This window comes from Pedobacter sp. AC212, assembly GCF_979258625.1.
In genome coordinates, this window is the sequence record NZ_OZ409870.1 from 2,851,355 (window position 1) to 2,867,486 (window position 16,132).

13 protein-coding genes, 1 tRNA gene and 1 riboswitch are annotated in these 16,132 nt (G+C 39.6%); of the genes, 3 read left to right on the forward strand and 11 right to left on the reverse strand.

The features are described from left to right. Positions 1–6 precede the first annotated feature (6 nt). The 5 genes from ACZZZC_RS12360 to ACZZZC_RS12380 form a co-directional block, all read right to left on the reverse strand. Positions 7–1,986, reverse strand: coding sequence for an outer membrane beta-barrel protein (locus ACZZZC_RS12360; RefSeq protein ID WP_463487337.1), 1,980 nt, complete (start codon positions 1,984–1,986; stop codon positions 7–9). Between the two features lies 1 nt (position 1,987). Next, positions 1,988–2,647, reverse strand: coding sequence for a carboxypeptidase regulatory-like domain-containing protein (locus ACZZZC_RS12365; RefSeq protein WP_463487338.1), 660 nt, complete (start codon positions 2,645–2,647; stop codon positions 1,988–1,990). Continuing rightward, positions 2,644–3,678 carry a FecR family protein gene (locus ACZZZC_RS12370; protein ID WP_463487339.1) on the reverse strand — a complete coding sequence of 345 codons (1,035 nt, stop codon included), beginning with the start codon at positions 3,676–3,678 and terminating at the stop codon, positions 2,644–2,646. Before ACZZZC_RS12370 ends, ACZZZC_RS12365 begins: the two co-directional genes overlap by 4 nt. Positions 3,679–3,732: 54 nt before the next feature. Then, on the reverse strand, positions 3,733–4,347 hold the full coding sequence (locus ACZZZC_RS12375) for an RNA polymerase sigma-70 factor (protein WP_463487340.1): 615 nt from the start codon (positions 4,345–4,347) through the stop codon (positions 3,733–3,735). Positions 4,348–4,596: 249 nt separating this feature from the next. Continuing rightward, complete coding sequence (locus ACZZZC_RS12380) at positions 4,597–4,992, reverse strand: LytR/AlgR family response regulator transcription factor (protein WP_463487341.1); 396 nt, start codon at positions 4,990–4,992, stop codon at positions 4,597–4,599. Between the two features lie 298 nt (positions 4,993–5,290). On the opposite strand from ACZZZC_RS12380, the gene ACZZZC_RS12385 reads away from it, so the two are divergent. After that, positions 5,291–5,887 (forward strand): Crp/Fnr family transcriptional regulator, encoded by a 597-nt coding sequence (locus tag ACZZZC_RS12385; protein ID WP_463487342.1) that lies wholly within the window; start codon positions 5,291–5,293, stop codon positions 5,885–5,887. A gap of 73 nt (positions 5,888–5,960) precedes the next feature. Continuing rightward, positions 5,961–6,788, forward strand: coding sequence for a sterol desaturase family protein (locus ACZZZC_RS12390; RefSeq protein ID WP_463487343.1), 828 nt, complete (start codon positions 5,961–5,963; stop codon positions 6,786–6,788). Between the two features lie 98 nt (positions 6,789–6,886). Here the strand turns inward: ACZZZC_RS12390 and ACZZZC_RS12395 are convergent, their stop codons facing one another. Together ACZZZC_RS12395 and ACZZZC_RS12400 are read right to left on the reverse strand one after the other, a co-directional pair. Then, a complete protein-coding gene (locus ACZZZC_RS12395; RefSeq protein WP_463487344.1) occupies positions 6,887–8,320 on the reverse strand; it encodes a SusD/RagB family nutrient-binding outer membrane lipoprotein in 1,434 nt (477 codons plus the stop codon). Between the two features lie 10 nt (positions 8,321–8,330). Then, complete coding sequence (locus ACZZZC_RS12400) at positions 8,331–11,504, reverse strand: SusC/RagA family TonB-linked outer membrane protein (RefSeq protein ID WP_463487345.1); 3,174 nt, start codon at positions 11,502–11,504, stop codon at positions 8,331–8,333. Positions 11,505–11,847: 343 nt separating this feature from the next. Next, a riboswitch (SAM riboswitch) is annotated at positions 11,848–11,948 on the reverse strand. A gap of 128 nt (positions 11,949–12,076) precedes the next feature. On the opposite strand from ACZZZC_RS12400, the gene ACZZZC_RS12405 reads away from it, so the two are divergent. After that, a complete protein-coding gene (locus ACZZZC_RS12405; protein ID WP_463487346.1) occupies positions 12,077–13,348 on the forward strand; it encodes a peroxiredoxin family protein in 1,272 nt (423 codons plus the stop codon). 142 nt (positions 13,349–13,490) lie between these two features. Here ACZZZC_RS12405 and ACZZZC_RS12410 read toward each other — a convergent pair. The 4 genes from ACZZZC_RS12410 to mltG all read right to left on the reverse strand — a co-directional run bounded on the left by ACZZZC_RS12410 (position 13,491) and on the right by mltG (position 16,132). Next, a tRNA-Ser gene (locus tag ACZZZC_RS12410) sits at positions 13,491–13,575 on the reverse strand. 95 nt (positions 13,576–13,670) lie between these two features. After that, complete coding sequence (locus tag ACZZZC_RS12415; protein WP_463487347.1) at positions 13,671–14,660, reverse strand: YihY/virulence factor BrkB family protein; 990 nt, start codon at positions 14,658–14,660, stop codon at positions 13,671–13,673. Positions 14,661–14,669: 9 nt separating this feature from the next. Next, positions 14,670–15,077 (reverse strand): acyl-CoA thioesterase, encoded by a 408-nt coding sequence (locus ACZZZC_RS12420; RefSeq protein WP_056848881.1) that lies wholly within the window; start codon positions 15,075–15,077, stop codon positions 14,670–14,672. Further along, complete coding sequence (gene mltG / locus ACZZZC_RS12425; protein WP_463487348.1) at positions 15,077–16,132, reverse strand: endolytic transglycosylase MltG; 1,056 nt, start codon at positions 16,130–16,132, stop codon at positions 15,077–15,079. Before mltG ends, ACZZZC_RS12420 begins: the two co-directional genes overlap by 1 nt.

A 16,132-nucleotide genomic window follows, 5' to 3' on the forward strand; every position in this document is an offset into this window, starting at 1 on the left:
AAGTAGTTAATTACCCATCCTTCTGTTTTCCTCTTTATTGCTTTGCTCAATGTTGTTTTGATTGAACTTATTACCGAGGCTGAAATTATAGCTGAAGGACAGACTGATATTCCGGGTTTGTCGCTTCTGATAAAAATCGATTATGGTGCCGTTATTAAACGAAAATTCCTTTTCTCGGACAGTATTGAATACATCGGAAAGATAAATTCGCAACACTCCTTTTTCTTTAATTATTTTTTGTGAAAGCATCAGATCAACGTAGAACAGATGCCCGAGCCTCGTGTTACCGGAAAGCGATGGGGATTTATATTCTGAAATGATATCCAAGCTCGGTAATTTTTTGAAACTTATGGTCTGCATAGATTTTGCGGCCAGCGTAGTCTTTGTATTGCCCAGGTTATTTGTAGAAGCTGAAGCCCGGTAAAGGGAAAGGCTGTAGTTACTCTTCCAAGCCTTCGAGATTTGCGGTGAAGCATTTAAGTTCAAGCCGTATTCTGTACCTTTTCTAAAGTTAAATGATTTGTACTCGACAACATTATTAGCAATTGTATTAGCCAGCAAGGCGATCAGATTAGAGGTTGAAGAGAAATAAACATCGAAATTGTAATGGCTCAGGAAATTATAACCTGCCTGAAAATTATGCGAATATTGTGGCAGTAGTTCAGGATTTCCCGTTAAAATCATATAATCGTGAACTTGCAAACGATAAGGGTTAAGATCATTAAAAGATGGTCGTTGAAGCCTTTTGGAGTAGTTGAGGAAGAGCGATGAACCTTTATCTTCATTGAGCGTTCTCATTAAGTAAACCGATGGAAATAGGCTAAAATATTTTCTCTTGAAAGCGTCGCCCGATGTAACTGAAAGTCCGTTGGAATGGGTTTGCTCAGCTCTTAATCCAATTTTAAGGCTATTTGGGCCGATAGTTTTTTCAAGCGTTGTATGCGCCATGGCCAACTGTTCTTTATACAGAAACTGATTACTGATTAGCGGATTATTTATCCACAAGCCTTGAATTAGGTTTTCGCTTATGCTTTCATTATCTCTGTGGATAGCACTATACTTTATTCCACTCTTCAATTCAAGTTTATTTTTCCAGTTTTTGGTGTAATCAATTTGGCCGGCATAAATTTCTGTACTGCTCGGTGTCAAGGTTCTGGATTGCATGTTGCTTAACGGGGAGCTATAAGTTGTTAAAAGCTGATTTTGCTCCTTTTTAGCATTTTCAGAATAATCTCCAATCACCTTTAATGAGGAGCCAAGACTGTCGATCTTCCATGTATAGTTAAGCGTGGTGCTATTAAATTTAATTTTTCTATCCCAATCTGCACGGGCATAACCTGTTCTGGTGGTGATATTTCGATAGATGATATCTGTTAAAAATAGTTGCGATGGTTGGTTCTTTGAACCTGTATTTTGTATTGCCAGTGATTGATTTGACGCAATGTCGTAAACCGCACTGAAACGATATTGATATCTCGAAATTTTGTTGCTGCGAACCGTTGTATTGCTAAACGTGCTTGCATCAGGGTAGTAAAAGGTTTCCTCACCATAAGAAAAATTTTTGTCATTGGTGTAAGAGCCATTACCAGCTAGATAAAGCCTTTTTAGCTTGTAAGCCAACGAGCTTCCACTAGTGATCAATCCCTGCTTTCCCTGTTTTTGATACCTCGCATTCAGGGATCCGTTAAGACCATCTTTCCGGGATTTTTTAAGCACAATATGAACGATCCCACCCGTTCCTGCGGCCTCGAATTCTGCAGGCGGGTTATATATCACCTCAATTCTACTGATATCTTCGGACCTTAGTGATTTTAGGTATTCTGCTAAGTCATCTTGCGACATCCGCTGAACAACGTCGTTAATCATCACCATCACAGATTGATTTCCCTTAATCCTGATGCTGCCATCCTGATTTACCCAAATTCCAGGGGATTTTTGTAGTACCTCGAAAGCTGATAATCCTTGTGCTAGTGAACCGTTCTCCACATTAACGATGTAACGGTCGGTTTTTCTTTTCGATGAGTGGTTTGGTATTGACTACTGTTACGGTTTGCAAGGTTTGTGCGTCTTCAAACATCACCAGCTTCTGTAAATGAGAAATATCTACAAGGGTAAAGGAAATTTCGAGTGGCTTATAACCGACAAAGGTTGCCAGTAGCCGATAGCCATGTTCGGGTAAAAGAGGAGAGCTGAGCTGGTAAAAACCGTTATCATCACTTACTGTTTTTTCTATGATATCTGATGATCGTAGTAGGGTTAAGGATACAAAGGGGATGCCTACGCCATTTTTATCTGTTATTGTTCCGGAGAATGCCGACCTGGAAACATCGCGGTTTTTCAGCGGGTAATTTTGATAACCAACTGCAATCAGTTTTTCGGAGATTAAATTAAAAACCAATCGATGGGCTTTAAGAGCCGTTCCAAGCACGTTGGAAACAGCCATGTCTTTTACCTTGACAGATACCAGCATCGTATCCTGAACAACTTCATCACTGTATATAAAACCATATTCACAATGTTTTTCGATTTGTTTAAACAATTCTTTAAGCGGTTGTTGCCGCAACGTCAAGGTTAATTTTCTTTCCTGAGCCGAAATATCGGAACCCACTATCCACATTAGCGCAAGGAGCATTATCGCCTTTCTCATTCCCGTTCCTTAATTACAACCAACCTTTTGTTGATTGTATAGTTGAGTGGGTATGACAATTTAAGGGACGCTATTGCCTGTTCTATCGTTTCGTTTATAAATATTCCGCTAAACCTTTTTTCCTTTAGCGCTTCGCTTTGGATATCTATTTTTACATCGTACTTTTTCTCAATTTTAAGGGCCAAATCCTTAAGCTTTTCTTTTCTGAAAACAAGGGTGTCCGCAATCCATCTGGTTTCAGCCAAAAGCACAGCTGGATTTACTAATTTAATTTGAAGGTTACTTTCTTTATCCTTTTGTTGTGTGTTGTAAACGATTTTTTGATTGGGGCGCAATAATAAGCTGTTATTTTTGCTTAGTCTGTCACTAATTTCAATGAGTCCTCTTAGTAGTGCTACCTCAATATCTTTACTATTTTTTTCAGCTTTGACATTAAAAGCGGTGCCTTTTACCTCGATATCAATATTTCCAGCGTGAACATATAGCGGAACCTGGTCATTTTTGACTACATCAAAATAGGCTTCTCCTTCTATTATTATTTCTCTTGCACCTGTGCCAAAGCCCTTATTGTAACGTAAGGTTGAATGTTTGTTTAACCAAACTTTGGTGCCATCGTCCAGCATTTTAAAAGTCTTCACTTCTTGAGTGGTTAGCTGCTCAAATTCAGTAGGTTGTTGCCTGTTTAGAAGTCGGTAAAGCAGTATGCCTGCGAAGAATATGATAATTATGGCGGCAGCTGATCTAATCCATATTGCCGAGCGGACAATTTTATTTGGTTTGGAATAGCTGTATTTACCCATCAACTGTTCATTTTCATTTGCCCCAATAGTGGCCCAGATTTGGTTTAACTGCTGCTGACCATCCTGACTGACGGTTGTAGGTTGATTACGCAGATAGTTTTCCAAATCATCTGCCAATGCTTTATAATGTTCATTTTCACTGATTGCGACGTTTAAAAGATCTTTGTTCTCGGCATTAATTTCACCCGAAATTTTTTGGGAAAATAATTTAATGAATTTTTGTCTGTTCATCACTCCATGCTTTTACATTAAAGACAGTTTCAATTTGAAAACTACTCACTACGGTTAGAAAAAAAAGGAAAGAAGCCATTGAGAAGCCACGCTACGCTTTTTCCTGTTTTGAGGGTGATAACCTAAATATAGACTCAGCGTATCCGCCAAAGATTTGACAGCTTTGTATAGCTGGTTTTCAACCGTCCTCACCGAAATCCCCATAATTTCTGCTACAGCTTTGGTCTTTAATCCATCTTCTTTGATAAGAATAAAAATAATTCTTCGCTGTTCTGGGAGTCCAGCCACTGCTTCATCAAGGAAATTGTATAACTCCTGGTCAGCCATACCCGAATTTTCTTGATTCATGGGTTCTTCTATGGGAGAAGAGAGGCTGAAGATTGAATTTCTCTTTTTTTCGGATCTAATCAGATTGAGACAGGCATTCTTTATTGAAATGAACAAATATACTTCTGGATTGATCACCTGAGAGAGATTGTGCCGTTTGAGCCATAGTTTCACAAAGAGTTCAGATGTGATTTCTTCAGCGCCTTCCTTAGTTTTAATATATTGTTTTGCCAAACACAGTAGCTTATGGTGATATAGCATGAAAAGCTCATCGAAAGCAGCTTTGCTACCCTGCTCAATGTTTTCAAATAGCGATAAAATCTTAAGTTCTTTCTCTGACATTAACAGGCAATCTCTTGTTGTCGTATGTTTTACTAGGCACTTTGTAATAAAGACACCGATGTTTCAAGATATACTTATTCCAACAGAAAATAAATTATTTTAGAAGAAAACGATGAGGAGTCATTATATGCTGATAATAGAACGAATAAATTATCCTTAAATGATTTATCAGCTTTAACTATTGTTTCAACAACTTCTTTCGAGAAGAGTTTTATAGTTAGATTTCTTAAGCCAGGAGAAAGCCGACCATCATCTGTTAATTGAATCAGAAACATTCTTTACGATCTGCTGATTTACCGTGTTAAGGAATCTTTTAAAGCCAATAGGTTTCACTAAAAAAGCATCTGCATTTACTTCAAATGCGGAGAGGGCATTTTCAACATGACCGCTGGTAATAATAATCGATTTTACCTGATTACGAACCATTTTTGCAATATCCAATCCTGATATCTCCATATTGATATCAAGGAATAAGATATCGGCTTTGAGTCCGTCTTGTAGGGCTTTCAAACCCGAAACTGGGTCAAGATAAAATTTAAGGAGATCAAGTTTTGGTATCTGGGAGATATATTCTTGAATTATCTCTATCGAACTAAATTCATCATCAATAATTACACAGCTGTATCGTTTTCCGGCATCTTTCATCGTAAGAAAAACGGGGCTAAGTACAGAATGTTTTCTGCTAACAACCAGGTGAAGTAGGGTATTGACAAATGCGTATAAAGCAACGTATTTCTCCGGTAACTGAGATTAAAAATGTCTGATGTTGAGTTTTCCGTCCTGATTTTTGTTTTCCTGGATTTAAGTTTGTATGCTGTTCCCGGTTAAGTGAATTGAAGATATCCGAGTGATTACAAAAATAAAACGGGAGCATGCGATATCTTTTGCTAGGCTGTTATTATATTTTTATTTTTAGCCATTGCTCATTACCACTATTATTTATATGAGAACATCAATTGATACCTTACAGGAATTATTGTTTGATTTAGCTGGGATTATGCCTGCGGATACCGGGCCTTTATTTGCCATGACCACTGCTGTGTCGCTGGAAACAAATGAAGCCTATATCCGCGAAGGCGAAAATAGCCGAAGACTGGCTTTTATAGAACAAGGCATCATTCGGGTATACATCATTAAGGAGAGTGGTGATGAAGCTACTCTTCTTCTGCGTGGCGAAGGCAAGTTTATTGCCTCACACGATACCATTATTAACCGCCAACCTTCAAGATTTATCTACCGTGCTCTTGAACCTGTAAAATTATTACAGATTGACTATGACGTTTTAGAGGAAATTTTGAAGACACACCCGGAGTACGAACCGCTCCGTAATTTTTTTCTGATGAAAATGCTGGCGGAATCCTTAAAAATGCTGGAATCGTTTGTTACGCAATCGCCTGAGGAGCGCTACCGGGAACTTCTTGCTGAGCGTTTTGACCTGGTAAACAGAGTGCCAGATAAATACATTGCCTCCATGCTCGGTATTACTCCGGTTTCTCTAAGCCGTATTCGAAAAAGGATGTATACAAAAGGCAAACAATGACATAAATTATCTTTTGTTAACGGCGCAAAATCTATCTGTTCTATACTTTTGAGAAACAAAAAATAATATAGATATGGAAAAGATAATAGAATCCGCCGTTGGTATTTTTAGTATTTCGGCCATCCGGTATTTTGTACTTGCCGGAATTCCTTTCATGCTGTTTTATCTCATGATGCCTGCTAAGCTGAATAAGTTTAAAATTCAGCAAAAGTCGGCAACAAAGAAAGACTTCATCCGTGAGGTATGGCATTCCATGCAGAGTACGTTTGTATTTTCAATCATCGCAGTGGTGTTAATTTTCACCCCACTTAAGCAGTACACCAGAATTTATAGTCAGATCGATGATTTCCCGGGATGGTATATCGGTGTCGCCTTGCTTTTGAGCCTCGTAATCCATGATACTTATTTTTACTGGATGCACCGACTGCTACATCATAAAAAACTGTTCAAACTTGCCCATCTGGTTCATCATAAAAGCACTAATCCGTCACCATGGACTTCTTATAGTTTCCATATACTAGAAGCCTTTACCGAAGGCTTTGTTCTGGTGCTGATTGTGATTCTGTTGCCGATGCATCCCTTAACAATATTACTGTTTACTGTGACAGGTTTCATCATTAATGTGTATGGTCATCTCGGCTACGAAATCATGCCTAAATGGTTTCGCTTCACTTTGGCGTTTGAAGTTTTGAATACTTCAGTTCACCATAACCTGCACCACAGTAAATTTAAGGGGAACTATGGACTGTATTTTAGGTTCTGGGATAGGGTAATGGGAACCGAACATCCGGATTATGTGAAGGAATATGACCGCTTGCAGGATCAGCGCTTTGCTCCGAATCCTTTTGATAAACGAGAGTTGAAGATACAGCAAAAGGAGAAATATGAGCAGGCGCTCTAACATCCGGCTCGGTCAAATATTTTGTTACAAAAATGCCCTGGAAACATTTGGGTTTCCAAGGCAAAATTACTTTTTTCAGTCTGAAAAAAAAGCTAGACCTAATTGATATCAAACCATAATTTGGTGGTCAGCAGGTCAGCACCCTGGCTGGCCACCGCATTTTTATAGCTTTGTCCGTTTAAGGATTGCTCTGTACCCGGATAAATAAAACGTACCGGAATCTGGCCATTTAGTACCGTATTTACCGAAGCGGTAAGTTGCGGGTAATCCAATCGGCGACGCTCGGCCCAGGCTTCCAAACCTTGCCCAAAAAGCGCAAGCCATTTTTGCTCACCGATTGATTTTTTATAATTAGCAGCATCATATTGAACTGATGCCTGCGCCAGATAAGCATTGGCTGCAGCATCTGATACACCAAATTGTTTCAGCGAAGCTATGATGCCTTGCTTGTAAAGATCTGCAGCATTTTCTGTAGTTAAGCCTCTTGCAGCAGCCTCGGCTCTATCGAAAAGTAATTCTGCATAGCTGAAAATTACGGCAGGGGATTGTGGCGCAAGAAAATAAGTTCCTGGCTTGGATGTTTTGGCAAAACCCAGGTTACTGGCTTCTGAATTGGTTAATCCATTGGGCAAACCCACATATCCTTCAGGGGTTGCGGTTTGTGTTCTGCTTGCATAAACTGGCAGGCGTGGGTCATTTAGCGAAAAAAGCTTATCAACTATTGTTTTGCTGATCCGGTAATCATCACGGGTATCAAATTGTGCACTCACGGGGTTCTGTTGTGGGGAGATCTGATAAATCAGTTGGGCAATATCCGTATTGTCACTGATATATTGATCGCCATCAGCCTTAATCTCATCCAATACCTGCTTTGCCTTTGCAGGTTCTCTATCTGCAATTCTCAAAGCGATTCTTAACCGTAAAGAGTTAGCGAACTTTTTCCATTTACCAATATTTCCACCATAGATAATGTCACCTGTAATGGCTTTCCCTGCAGGATCAAGAGCATTTTTAGCATTTTTCAGATCTTCCAAGAGGCCAAAATAGACGTCTTTTTGTTTGTCATAAGCTGGCGTAATGAATTCGTCTAATTTTCCTGCCTGGCTGTAGGGAATATCCCCATAGGCATCTGTAAGCAACAGGAATGACCAGGACCTTAAAGTTAAAGCCACACCCCGGTAGTTTGGATTGGCGGTGGTATTTCCGATTTCAATGATCTTGTTAAAACCGGTGATACTTTGCGAGTACAAAGTAGACCATAAAGAGATAAAACTACTGTTGGAATAAATAAAGCGATCTTCTTCGGTATACTGGACCTTTGCCCAGTGTTGCGCAAAAAGAAGACTCGAATTCATGTTGTTTGTTGTTCCCCAATAGGCATCGGTAGTGTTTTTTATCGCAGCAGTAAGCAGATAATCAGGCTGTGCATTTTCAGTAGCGTTCGGATTGATGTTTACTTCGTCGAGTTCCTTGCCGCAGGAGGCTGCTAAAATTGAAACGAAAGCAGTGATATATATAAATTTATTTTTCATGTGGATAGGATTAAAATTTAATGTTCAGGTTAATGCCATAGCTGCGGGTTGTTGGGTTAGAAAGGCTCTCAAGCCCCTGGCCATTACCAGTGTTAAAGGCTACCTCCGGATCGATATCGGCTACATTACGGTGCAGTATCGCCAGGTTTCTTCCTACAAGTGATACCGAGACGCCTTGCAGACTTAAAGGACGTATCCATTTCGAGGGTAGGTTATAGCTCAGTTTAATCTCGCGGAGTTTGACGTAGGAAGCATCAAATATATTGGCCTCATCAATGGTGCGAAACGACTTGTAATAGGTTTGTGCAGAAAGTATTTTCTCATTGCGTTTCCCATCAGCCGTTACCCCGTCGAAAATCATCCCGTCATCGTAAACCGTTACACCGGCAGGCGCCGTAGCACCATCAGCCAGTCTTACCGTTCCATTTGCTTTCACATTTCCCGGATAATAATAGGAAATTCCCCCAAATTCTGCCGCTCTGCCTGGCAGGGTAGAGGCCAGCACGCCTGTATAGGTTCCTGTTGCATAGGTGCCGTTGTAAATTGAGCCGCCAAAGCTGGCATCAATCAACACGCCCAAACTAATACCCTTATAGGTGAAGGTATTGGATATGCCGCCTATCCAATCTGGTGTATATTTACCCAGGACCCTTTTGGTAGGATCAGTCTGTGGAGCTCCTGTTGCATTGACGATGATATTTCCACTGCCATCTCTTAAAAAAGCGTTACCAAACAGCGTTCCATAAGGTTGGCCAACAGCTGCGATGACTTGAGCCGAGTTCGTTGCCACGACATAGTTTTGCAACAGCCCCGCTTGATCCAGCTCGATGACCTTACTTCTGTTCGCGGCATAATTCACATCAATATCCCAGGTCAGCTGCTTTCTGATAGGAGTAACCCCCAATTGTACTTCCACGCCTTTATTGTTGATTTTTCCTGCATTTAATAATTTGGACCTGAATCCGGTACTTTGACTAACATCCACACTTAAAATCTGGTCGTAGCTATTGGTATTGTATAAACTTACATCAAAACGAAGGCGCTTGTTGAACAACACAGCTTCTGCTCCTAATTCAGATGAGGTCGTGGTTTCAGGTTTCAGATCAGGGTTCAAATCCGTGGCCGAAGGGCTGAGTTGAGGATTGCTCCCAAAAGGGGCACTGAAAGAATAAGTGTTAATCAGGCGATATGGATCGGCATCCTTACCTACTTTTGACCAACCTCCACGAATTTTGGCATAATCGAGCACCTCGCTCTTGATATCAAAAGCCTCTGTCAGCACAAGGCTTCCGTTAAAGGAAGGGTAGAAATAAGATCTGTTCTGGGCCGGCAATGTCGATGACCAGTCGTTACGGGCCGTCACATTTGCAAAAAGGTAATTCCTAAATCCAATCTGCGCCGATGCGTAACCACTGTAGGATTTCAATTTACTATAATTATTAGAAGAGGTAAGCGGATCTCTGGAATTGTTCAAAGTATATAAGCCAGCGACAGCAAGCCTCGGTGCACTCTGATCATTTTGTTCGATATATCTTGAACGTATATTTGTTCCCAATAAGGCTTCCACGCTGAAATCATCATTAAGCTGTTTAGTGTAGTTCAAGGTTGCATCGGTATTGCTTTCGTTCACGGTAAAAGCACTTTCGGTATAGGAACCAAATGGAGTTCCGTTAGTACCATATGCAATCCTGATTTTGCGGCGATCATTGTAATAATCCGTTCCCGAACGGAAGTTAAAGTTAAGACCATCAGTAATTTTATAATTCAGGCCAATGTTTCCGATAATCCTGTTCCGGTTTTGTGATACTGTATTTTCATAGGCCACCCAGTACGGATTACTGTAGTAACTGGTGTTCCAGTTGAAAGTGTTTCCGTTTTCATCCCGGTAGTTTTTCAATTGATTAATGTCTACCTGTCTGCCAAACCAGGTAAACTGAAGCATGGTACTGGTCGACCTGGAACCGCCCGTTCCTGGTAAGTTGTCAGAACCAAGTTTACTGTAATTTGCGTTGGCAGTAAGGGTCAACTTGGGCGTAATTCTCAAAGTGGTGTTCAGGGCAAACGAATTCTTGTCCTGCCCGGAGTTAGGCACCACACCAACCTGTTTTAGATTGTTGTAGGATAAGCGGTAATCAAATTTCTCTCCGGCATCTTCAAGGGCAATGCCATTGGAAAGAGAATAGCCAGTTTCAAAAAAATCACGAACATTATTTGGATTGGCTACAAATGGAACGGCTACTCCCTTTGAAAAAAACTGGGGAATCAGCCTGCCATCCATTCTCGGGCCCCAGCTTTCATCCACACCGTCATTCGTTCCGGCACCCTTGCCATCTACGTAGCTAAACTTGCCTTCTGATCCCTGACCAAAAATATCCTGGTACTTTGGCAGTGTAAGTAAACTTTCAATAACCCCATTGGAGTTAAAGCTGACCCCCAAACCCTTTTTCGATTTTCCGGATTTTGTTTTGATAATAACTACTCCGGCCGCTGCCCTTGAGCCGTACAACGCTGCTGCGTTCGGGCCTTTAAGCACACTGATTGATTCTATATCATTTGGATTGATATCGGAAATTGTATTTGCGTAATCTCTTGCGCCAGCGGAATTGAGCTGCGAATTGTCAACCGGTATACCATCCACAACAAAAAGCGGCTGATTATTGCCAGAAATAGAAGTTTCTCCTCTAATCACTATGCGGGAAGAACCCATATCGCCCTGGCTATTGGTTACCCTCACGCCAGCAACCTTACCCGCCAACGCATTTACCAGGTTGCTTTCCCTCGCTTCAGTCAAGCTCTCACCTTTGAGCTCCTGTACGGCATAACCCAGCGATTTTTTTTGTCTCGAGATACCCAGAGCCGTAACCACAACTTCATCTAAAGCGTTATCCGCATCATTTAAAACCACGTTGAGCACCTGTGTATCGCCAGATACTTCCACTTCTTTAGTAGCGAAGCCGATATAAGAAAATACCAATGTGCTTTTGCCAGTTACCGTAATGGTAAAACTGCCGGCACCATTACTTGTTACTGCCTGTTTGGTACCTTTTACAAAAATGGAAACACCGGGCAGAGTTTCTCCTGATGAACTTTTAACCGTGCCTGATATGGAGATGTTTTGTGCACGTACGAATGGGGAAAGCAATAGCAGAAATAATATTGCCGGAAGCTTAATCTTGTTGAACATAATAGATATTGTTGATGATTAATTAAGGGATGATGTCGCGAAATTTAGGCAAAGCTCTTCCACTCCGCTTTTGACGAATTTTTTAACACACTAATAATGAAAATTTTAAGTTTTTGTGGTATTTGCTAACTTTAGTCTGTACAAATACCCGTTCGCATTCGGTCTCTTTTACTTCGGTTTGAAATGCATGCGTAAATTGATTTTTGCTCGTTAGTTTTTTCCATTTAATTTATTTTTCTGATAGATCAACACTTATCAATTGTAGCAATCCGCTTATAAAAAAAAGCACTCCTATAAATCAGGAGTGCTCTCATATTCATTAACAATGATTTGGCCTTCAACTGACTTAACTATCCCGGACTTTCCGGGATGGAATTAGCACCATACCTAAGGCTGGTTGCTAAGGTTTCACAGGGCCATTCCCTCCACCTTTCTTGATAAGTATTTTAAAATAACTGGCGCAAAGATAATAGAAAAATCATATTGTCTAGTAATTCTATAGATTTTGTTTAAATATTTTTTTCTTAAGGCTAATCATGCCTACATTTGCGCTGTTAATTGATCAACATCCCATGAAAATAAAATATATTTTAATAGTTGTAGCAGGACTTTTCCTACAGAATGCAGCAGCGCAGTCAAAAAATGAAATCAAAAGCAATAGTGTCGAATCTCCGAAATCTTTTCGGGCAGATGGAATCTGGAGAGGTGTCTTTAATCTCAAACCCGGTGTTGAAGTACCATTTAATTTTGAAATTAAAAATAGAAACGGTGATCAACCCTTTCTCAGCTTTTTAAATGCCGATGAGCGCTTCGACGGGGGAGTTGTAAAAAGGAAAGGAGATTCATTGTTGATTAACCTGGATCAGTTCGACAATGTTCTTGCTTTTAAAATCCAGAAAGATTCACTTGTCGGCGTATTGAAGAGACAGGATGGATCTGGAAAACCACTGCCTGTGTATGCCAGTAAAGCAAAGCAATATCGGTTTGCAACCAGTGGTCAGGCACCAGATGCAGATTTTTCTGGAAAATACGATATTGTTTTTCAGTCACAGAATGGCAAAAAGGAAAATGCAGTAGGACTTTTTAAGCAGGCCGGAAATAAAATTACAGGTACATTTCTCCGCATTACCGGCGATTCCCGCTATCTTGAAGGCAGTGTTGATGGAAACCATTTTTATCTTTCCGGTTTCATCGGTTCGAGCCCTGCTTACTACAAAGGCACATTTTCAAAAGAAGGTAAAATTGTGGGAGAAGTAGTGAGTGCCAGGGGGAATACGCCCTTCACCGGAACTCAAAATCAAAATGCTGCCCTCCCGGATGCGACCAAATTAACTTTTTTAAAAGATGGGTATAAAACGCTTGACTTTTCTCTTCCGGATGTTAATGGAAAGAAGATTTCGTTAAAGGATGAAAAATTTAAAAATAAAGTGGTGATCCTGACGATTACCGGAACCTGGTGCCCTAATTGTGTAGATGAGGCAGCATTCATCGCTCCATGGTACAAGGAAAATCGCAGTCGTGGCGTTGAAGTTATTGGCATTCATTATGAGCGGCAACTGGATTCGGCTTATGTAAAAAAAGCATTAGGAAGATTTCGCGATAAGTTTGGCATTGAATATGATCAGGTGATTGCTGGCAAACCCGATAAAAAACAGGTTGCAGAATCACTTCCTGGACTAAGTAATTTCCTTTCTTTTCCAACGATGATCATCATCGATAAAAATGGAAATGTTGCTCAGATCCATACAGGTTATAGTGGACCAGCAACGGGAAAATATTACACTGATTTCGTCAAAGCATTTAATGATGAAATTGATGGATTGTTGTCAAAAAAACTGCTGTAGAAGAGGCTCTAACAAGAAATTAGTTTATTTGAAAGTCCTTCTCCTAACATTCGATTTTTTAAATATTTCGAGTACTTTGAGAAACAAAAAAGCCCGCTATCTTATGATTTGCGGGCTTTTGAAATTTTTAATACTAAATCTGCGGAAAGCGAGGGATTCGAACCCCCGGACCTGTTACAGTCAACAGTTTTCAAGACTGCCGCATTCGACCACTCTGCCAGCTTTCCGGAGGCAAAAGTACAAACTCCGGTTAAATCTGCAAATTAAGAATGCATTTTTTTTATATTAAATTGATAATTGCTTAACGCAGAGGTAGAAAAATTTATTTTTTTTGGATATTTCCTTCGATTGGATCAGATTTTTTGAACAAATTGAAAGTAGGCCTTATTATTTTAACACTGCGTTTACTTACATCAACGCTGGCATTTAACTCAAAACCGATTAATAAAATGAGAGAGTTTAGATATAACCAGATCATCACCACGATTAGGGTTCCGATAGATCCGTAGACTTTGTTGTACGATGCAAAATGATTAATGTAGTAGGAGAATCCCCAAATGGTTAAAAAAGCTAAAATAGTTGCCAGCCACGAGCCGGCACTAAATAACTTCCACTTTTTCGTGTGCGAAGGTCCATATCTATACAAAATTGAAATGGTGATGAAATATAAAATGGCCAATAATGCCCATCGTGTAAATTGAATGGCAAAAACTGCCAGACTTTCTTTGATGTGTAATTCTCCTTTAATATATTTTAATGCCAATTCGCCTATTGCCATTGCACTGATACAAATAATAATAGACAAACATATTACTGTGGTTAAAACAAACGCTATTAATCTTTGCTTCAACCAGCCTCGGGTTTCTATAATGAGCGAGGATTTATTAAAGGCCTTCATTAAGTTTTTAACACCATTGGTAGCAAAAAATATAGCCGATAGAAATCCGAGAGACAACAAACCTGTATTTTGATTTTTGACAATATCTTTTAGTGTTGACTCAAAAGCATCGTAAGCATTGTGAGGTAAAACCAGCTCAATTAAACTTAGCAATTGGTCTTGGAAACCATTAATTGGAATGAAAGGGATTAACGTAAAAAGGAAAATTATTCCAGGGAATATGGCTAGCATGAAACTGTAAGCCAAAGATGAAGCTTTGTTCACCAACGTATCTTTACCAATTTCTCTAAAAAAAAATGTTGCAACGGTGTAGAGTGGCAGTGGGCTAAATCCAGGCAATACACATCCTTTGGTCCATTCGATAAAATTAGAATAGATTTTAAGATGTAGCAATTGCCGATGTAACCATTCCATTTGTCTTTTCTAAAAATACTGTTTCACACCATCCATAAAATTTTGGGGTGGGTGGCAAGGTCTTCTGGTTTGTTTGTCAACAAAAACAAGTACAGTTTTTCCAATGTTGATTAATTCTTCCTTTTCATTATAGATTTCGTACTCTACGTTTAAACGTACTGTTGGCAAATCTTTAACAATACATTTAACGGTAAGCAACTGATTGTATAAGGCAGGTTTCAAAAACTTAGATTGAAGCTCTAACAAAGGAAGCATTACACCTTCCGCCTCCATCGATTCGTAGGTAATGCCAGAACACGCTTCAAAACACTCTGTTCTTGCTAATTCATAATACAAAGCATAGTTTGCATGATGAACAACTCCCATCTGATCCGTTTCGGCATAACGTACTTTTACTTTTGTTTCATGTACAAACATTACCTGAAGATATTTCTTTTATTTAAGGCGTCACGATATTTTTTTGCATTAATTTCATGCTCTGCTTTAGTTTCTGCAAAGTTATGATAGCCAGAAAAATCTTCCTTTGCACACATATAAATGTAATTGTTCTCGTTACGATTTAACACGGCATCAATGGCATTAATACTAGGCATCATAATTGGCCCCGGAGGTAAACCTGCATATTTATAAGTGTTATATAATGATTGCACCTGCAATAATTTTCCCGTAACGCGTTTCACAGTAAAATCATCATTCGCAAAAATTACAGTAGGGTCGGCCTGCAATAAAATCCCTTTATTTAAACGGTTGAGATATAAACCAGCAATGATGGGCATTTCTTTATCATAAAGTGCTTCTGCATCTACAATCGAAGCCAACGTGTAAACTTGCGCAGGGCTTAGGTTCAAACTTGCAGCTTTTTGTTTACGCTCTGCGGTCCAGAATTTATCGTATTCATTATGCATGCGTTCCAAAAAATCGGTAGGCTTAATATTCCAGTACATCTCATAAGTATTCGGGATGAACATGGTATAGATATTATCCTTATTGAAACCGTATTTGCTGATCAATGCGGCAGAATCCAAAACGTTTATAAAACTGAGGGAATCGGCTTCTAAATTACTGGCTAAATAGGCGGCAAAATTCTCTTTCTTACGAATATTTTGAAATTTCAGTTTAACAGGTTCTTGATTTCCAGCTTTAATTAAATTAATTAACGTTCTGTTAGTCATGCCTTTTTTCAACCGATAGCGACCAGGTTTTAAGTTGGCGGGTAAATTCATCTTCCCAGCAGCAGTAGCAAATGAAGAGGCGCTATTCAAGATATCTCTTTTCTTGATTTCGAATAGAAGCTCGTCATAACTTTCACCGGTTTTAATGTATAGATATTTTTGGTTCTCGGTTACATTGGGGGCAAAGTAAAGCCTATAAAAATTTAAGGCAAAATAACCTGCAATCAAAATAATGACTACAGTTATGGCAATAACAGCTTTTTTACCGGTGCTCGTTTTCTTTTTTTCTACTTCGATCAT

What these genes read in the sequence shown, in the direction of transcription:
- ACZZZC_RS12405 (WP_463487346.1), top strand. Translation starts at nt 12,077, where the DNA reads ATGAAAATAAAATATATTTTAATAGTTGTAGCAGGACTTTTCCTACAG.
- ACZZZC_RS12415 (WP_463487347.1), bottom strand. Translation starts at nt 14,660, where the DNA reads ATGGAATGGTTACATCGGCAATTGCTACATCTTAAAATCTATTCTAAT.
- ACZZZC_RS12380 (WP_463487341.1), bottom strand. Translation starts at nt 4,992, where the DNA reads ATGAAAGATGCCGGAAAACGATACAGCTGTGTAATTATTGATGATGAA.
- ACZZZC_RS12385 (WP_463487342.1), top strand. Translation starts at nt 5,291, where the DNA reads ATGAGAACATCAATTGATACCTTACAGGAATTATTGTTTGATTTAGCT.
- ACZZZC_RS12400 (WP_463487345.1), bottom strand. Translation starts at nt 11,504, where the DNA reads ATGTTCAACAAGATTAAGCTTCCGGCAATATTATTTCTGCTATTGCTT.
- ACZZZC_RS12370 (WP_463487339.1), bottom strand. Translation starts at nt 3,678, where the DNA reads ATGAACAGACAAAAATTCATTAAATTATTTTCCCAAAAAATTTCGGGT.
- mltG (WP_463487348.1), bottom strand. Translation starts at nt 16,132, where the DNA reads ATGATCGAAGTAGAAAAAAAGAAAACGAGCACCGGTAAAAAAGCTGTT.
- ACZZZC_RS12420 (WP_056848881.1), bottom strand. Translation starts at nt 15,077, where the DNA reads ATGTTTGTACATGAAACAAAAGTAAAAGTACGTTATGCCGAAACGGAT.
- ACZZZC_RS12395 (WP_463487344.1), bottom strand. Translation starts at nt 8,320, where the DNA reads ATGAAAAATAAATTTATATATATCACTGCTTTCGTTTCAATTTTAGCA.
- ACZZZC_RS12390 (WP_463487343.1), top strand. Translation starts at nt 5,961, where the DNA reads ATGGAAAAGATAATAGAATCCGCCGTTGGTATTTTTAGTATTTCGGCC.
- ACZZZC_RS12365 (WP_463487338.1), bottom strand. Translation starts at nt 2,647, where the DNA reads ATGAGAAAGGCGATAATGCTCCTTGCGCTAATGTGGATAGTGGGTTCC.
- ACZZZC_RS12375 (WP_463487340.1), bottom strand. Translation starts at nt 4,347, where the DNA reads ATGTCAGAGAAAGAACTTAAGATTTTATCGCTATTTGAAAACATTGAG.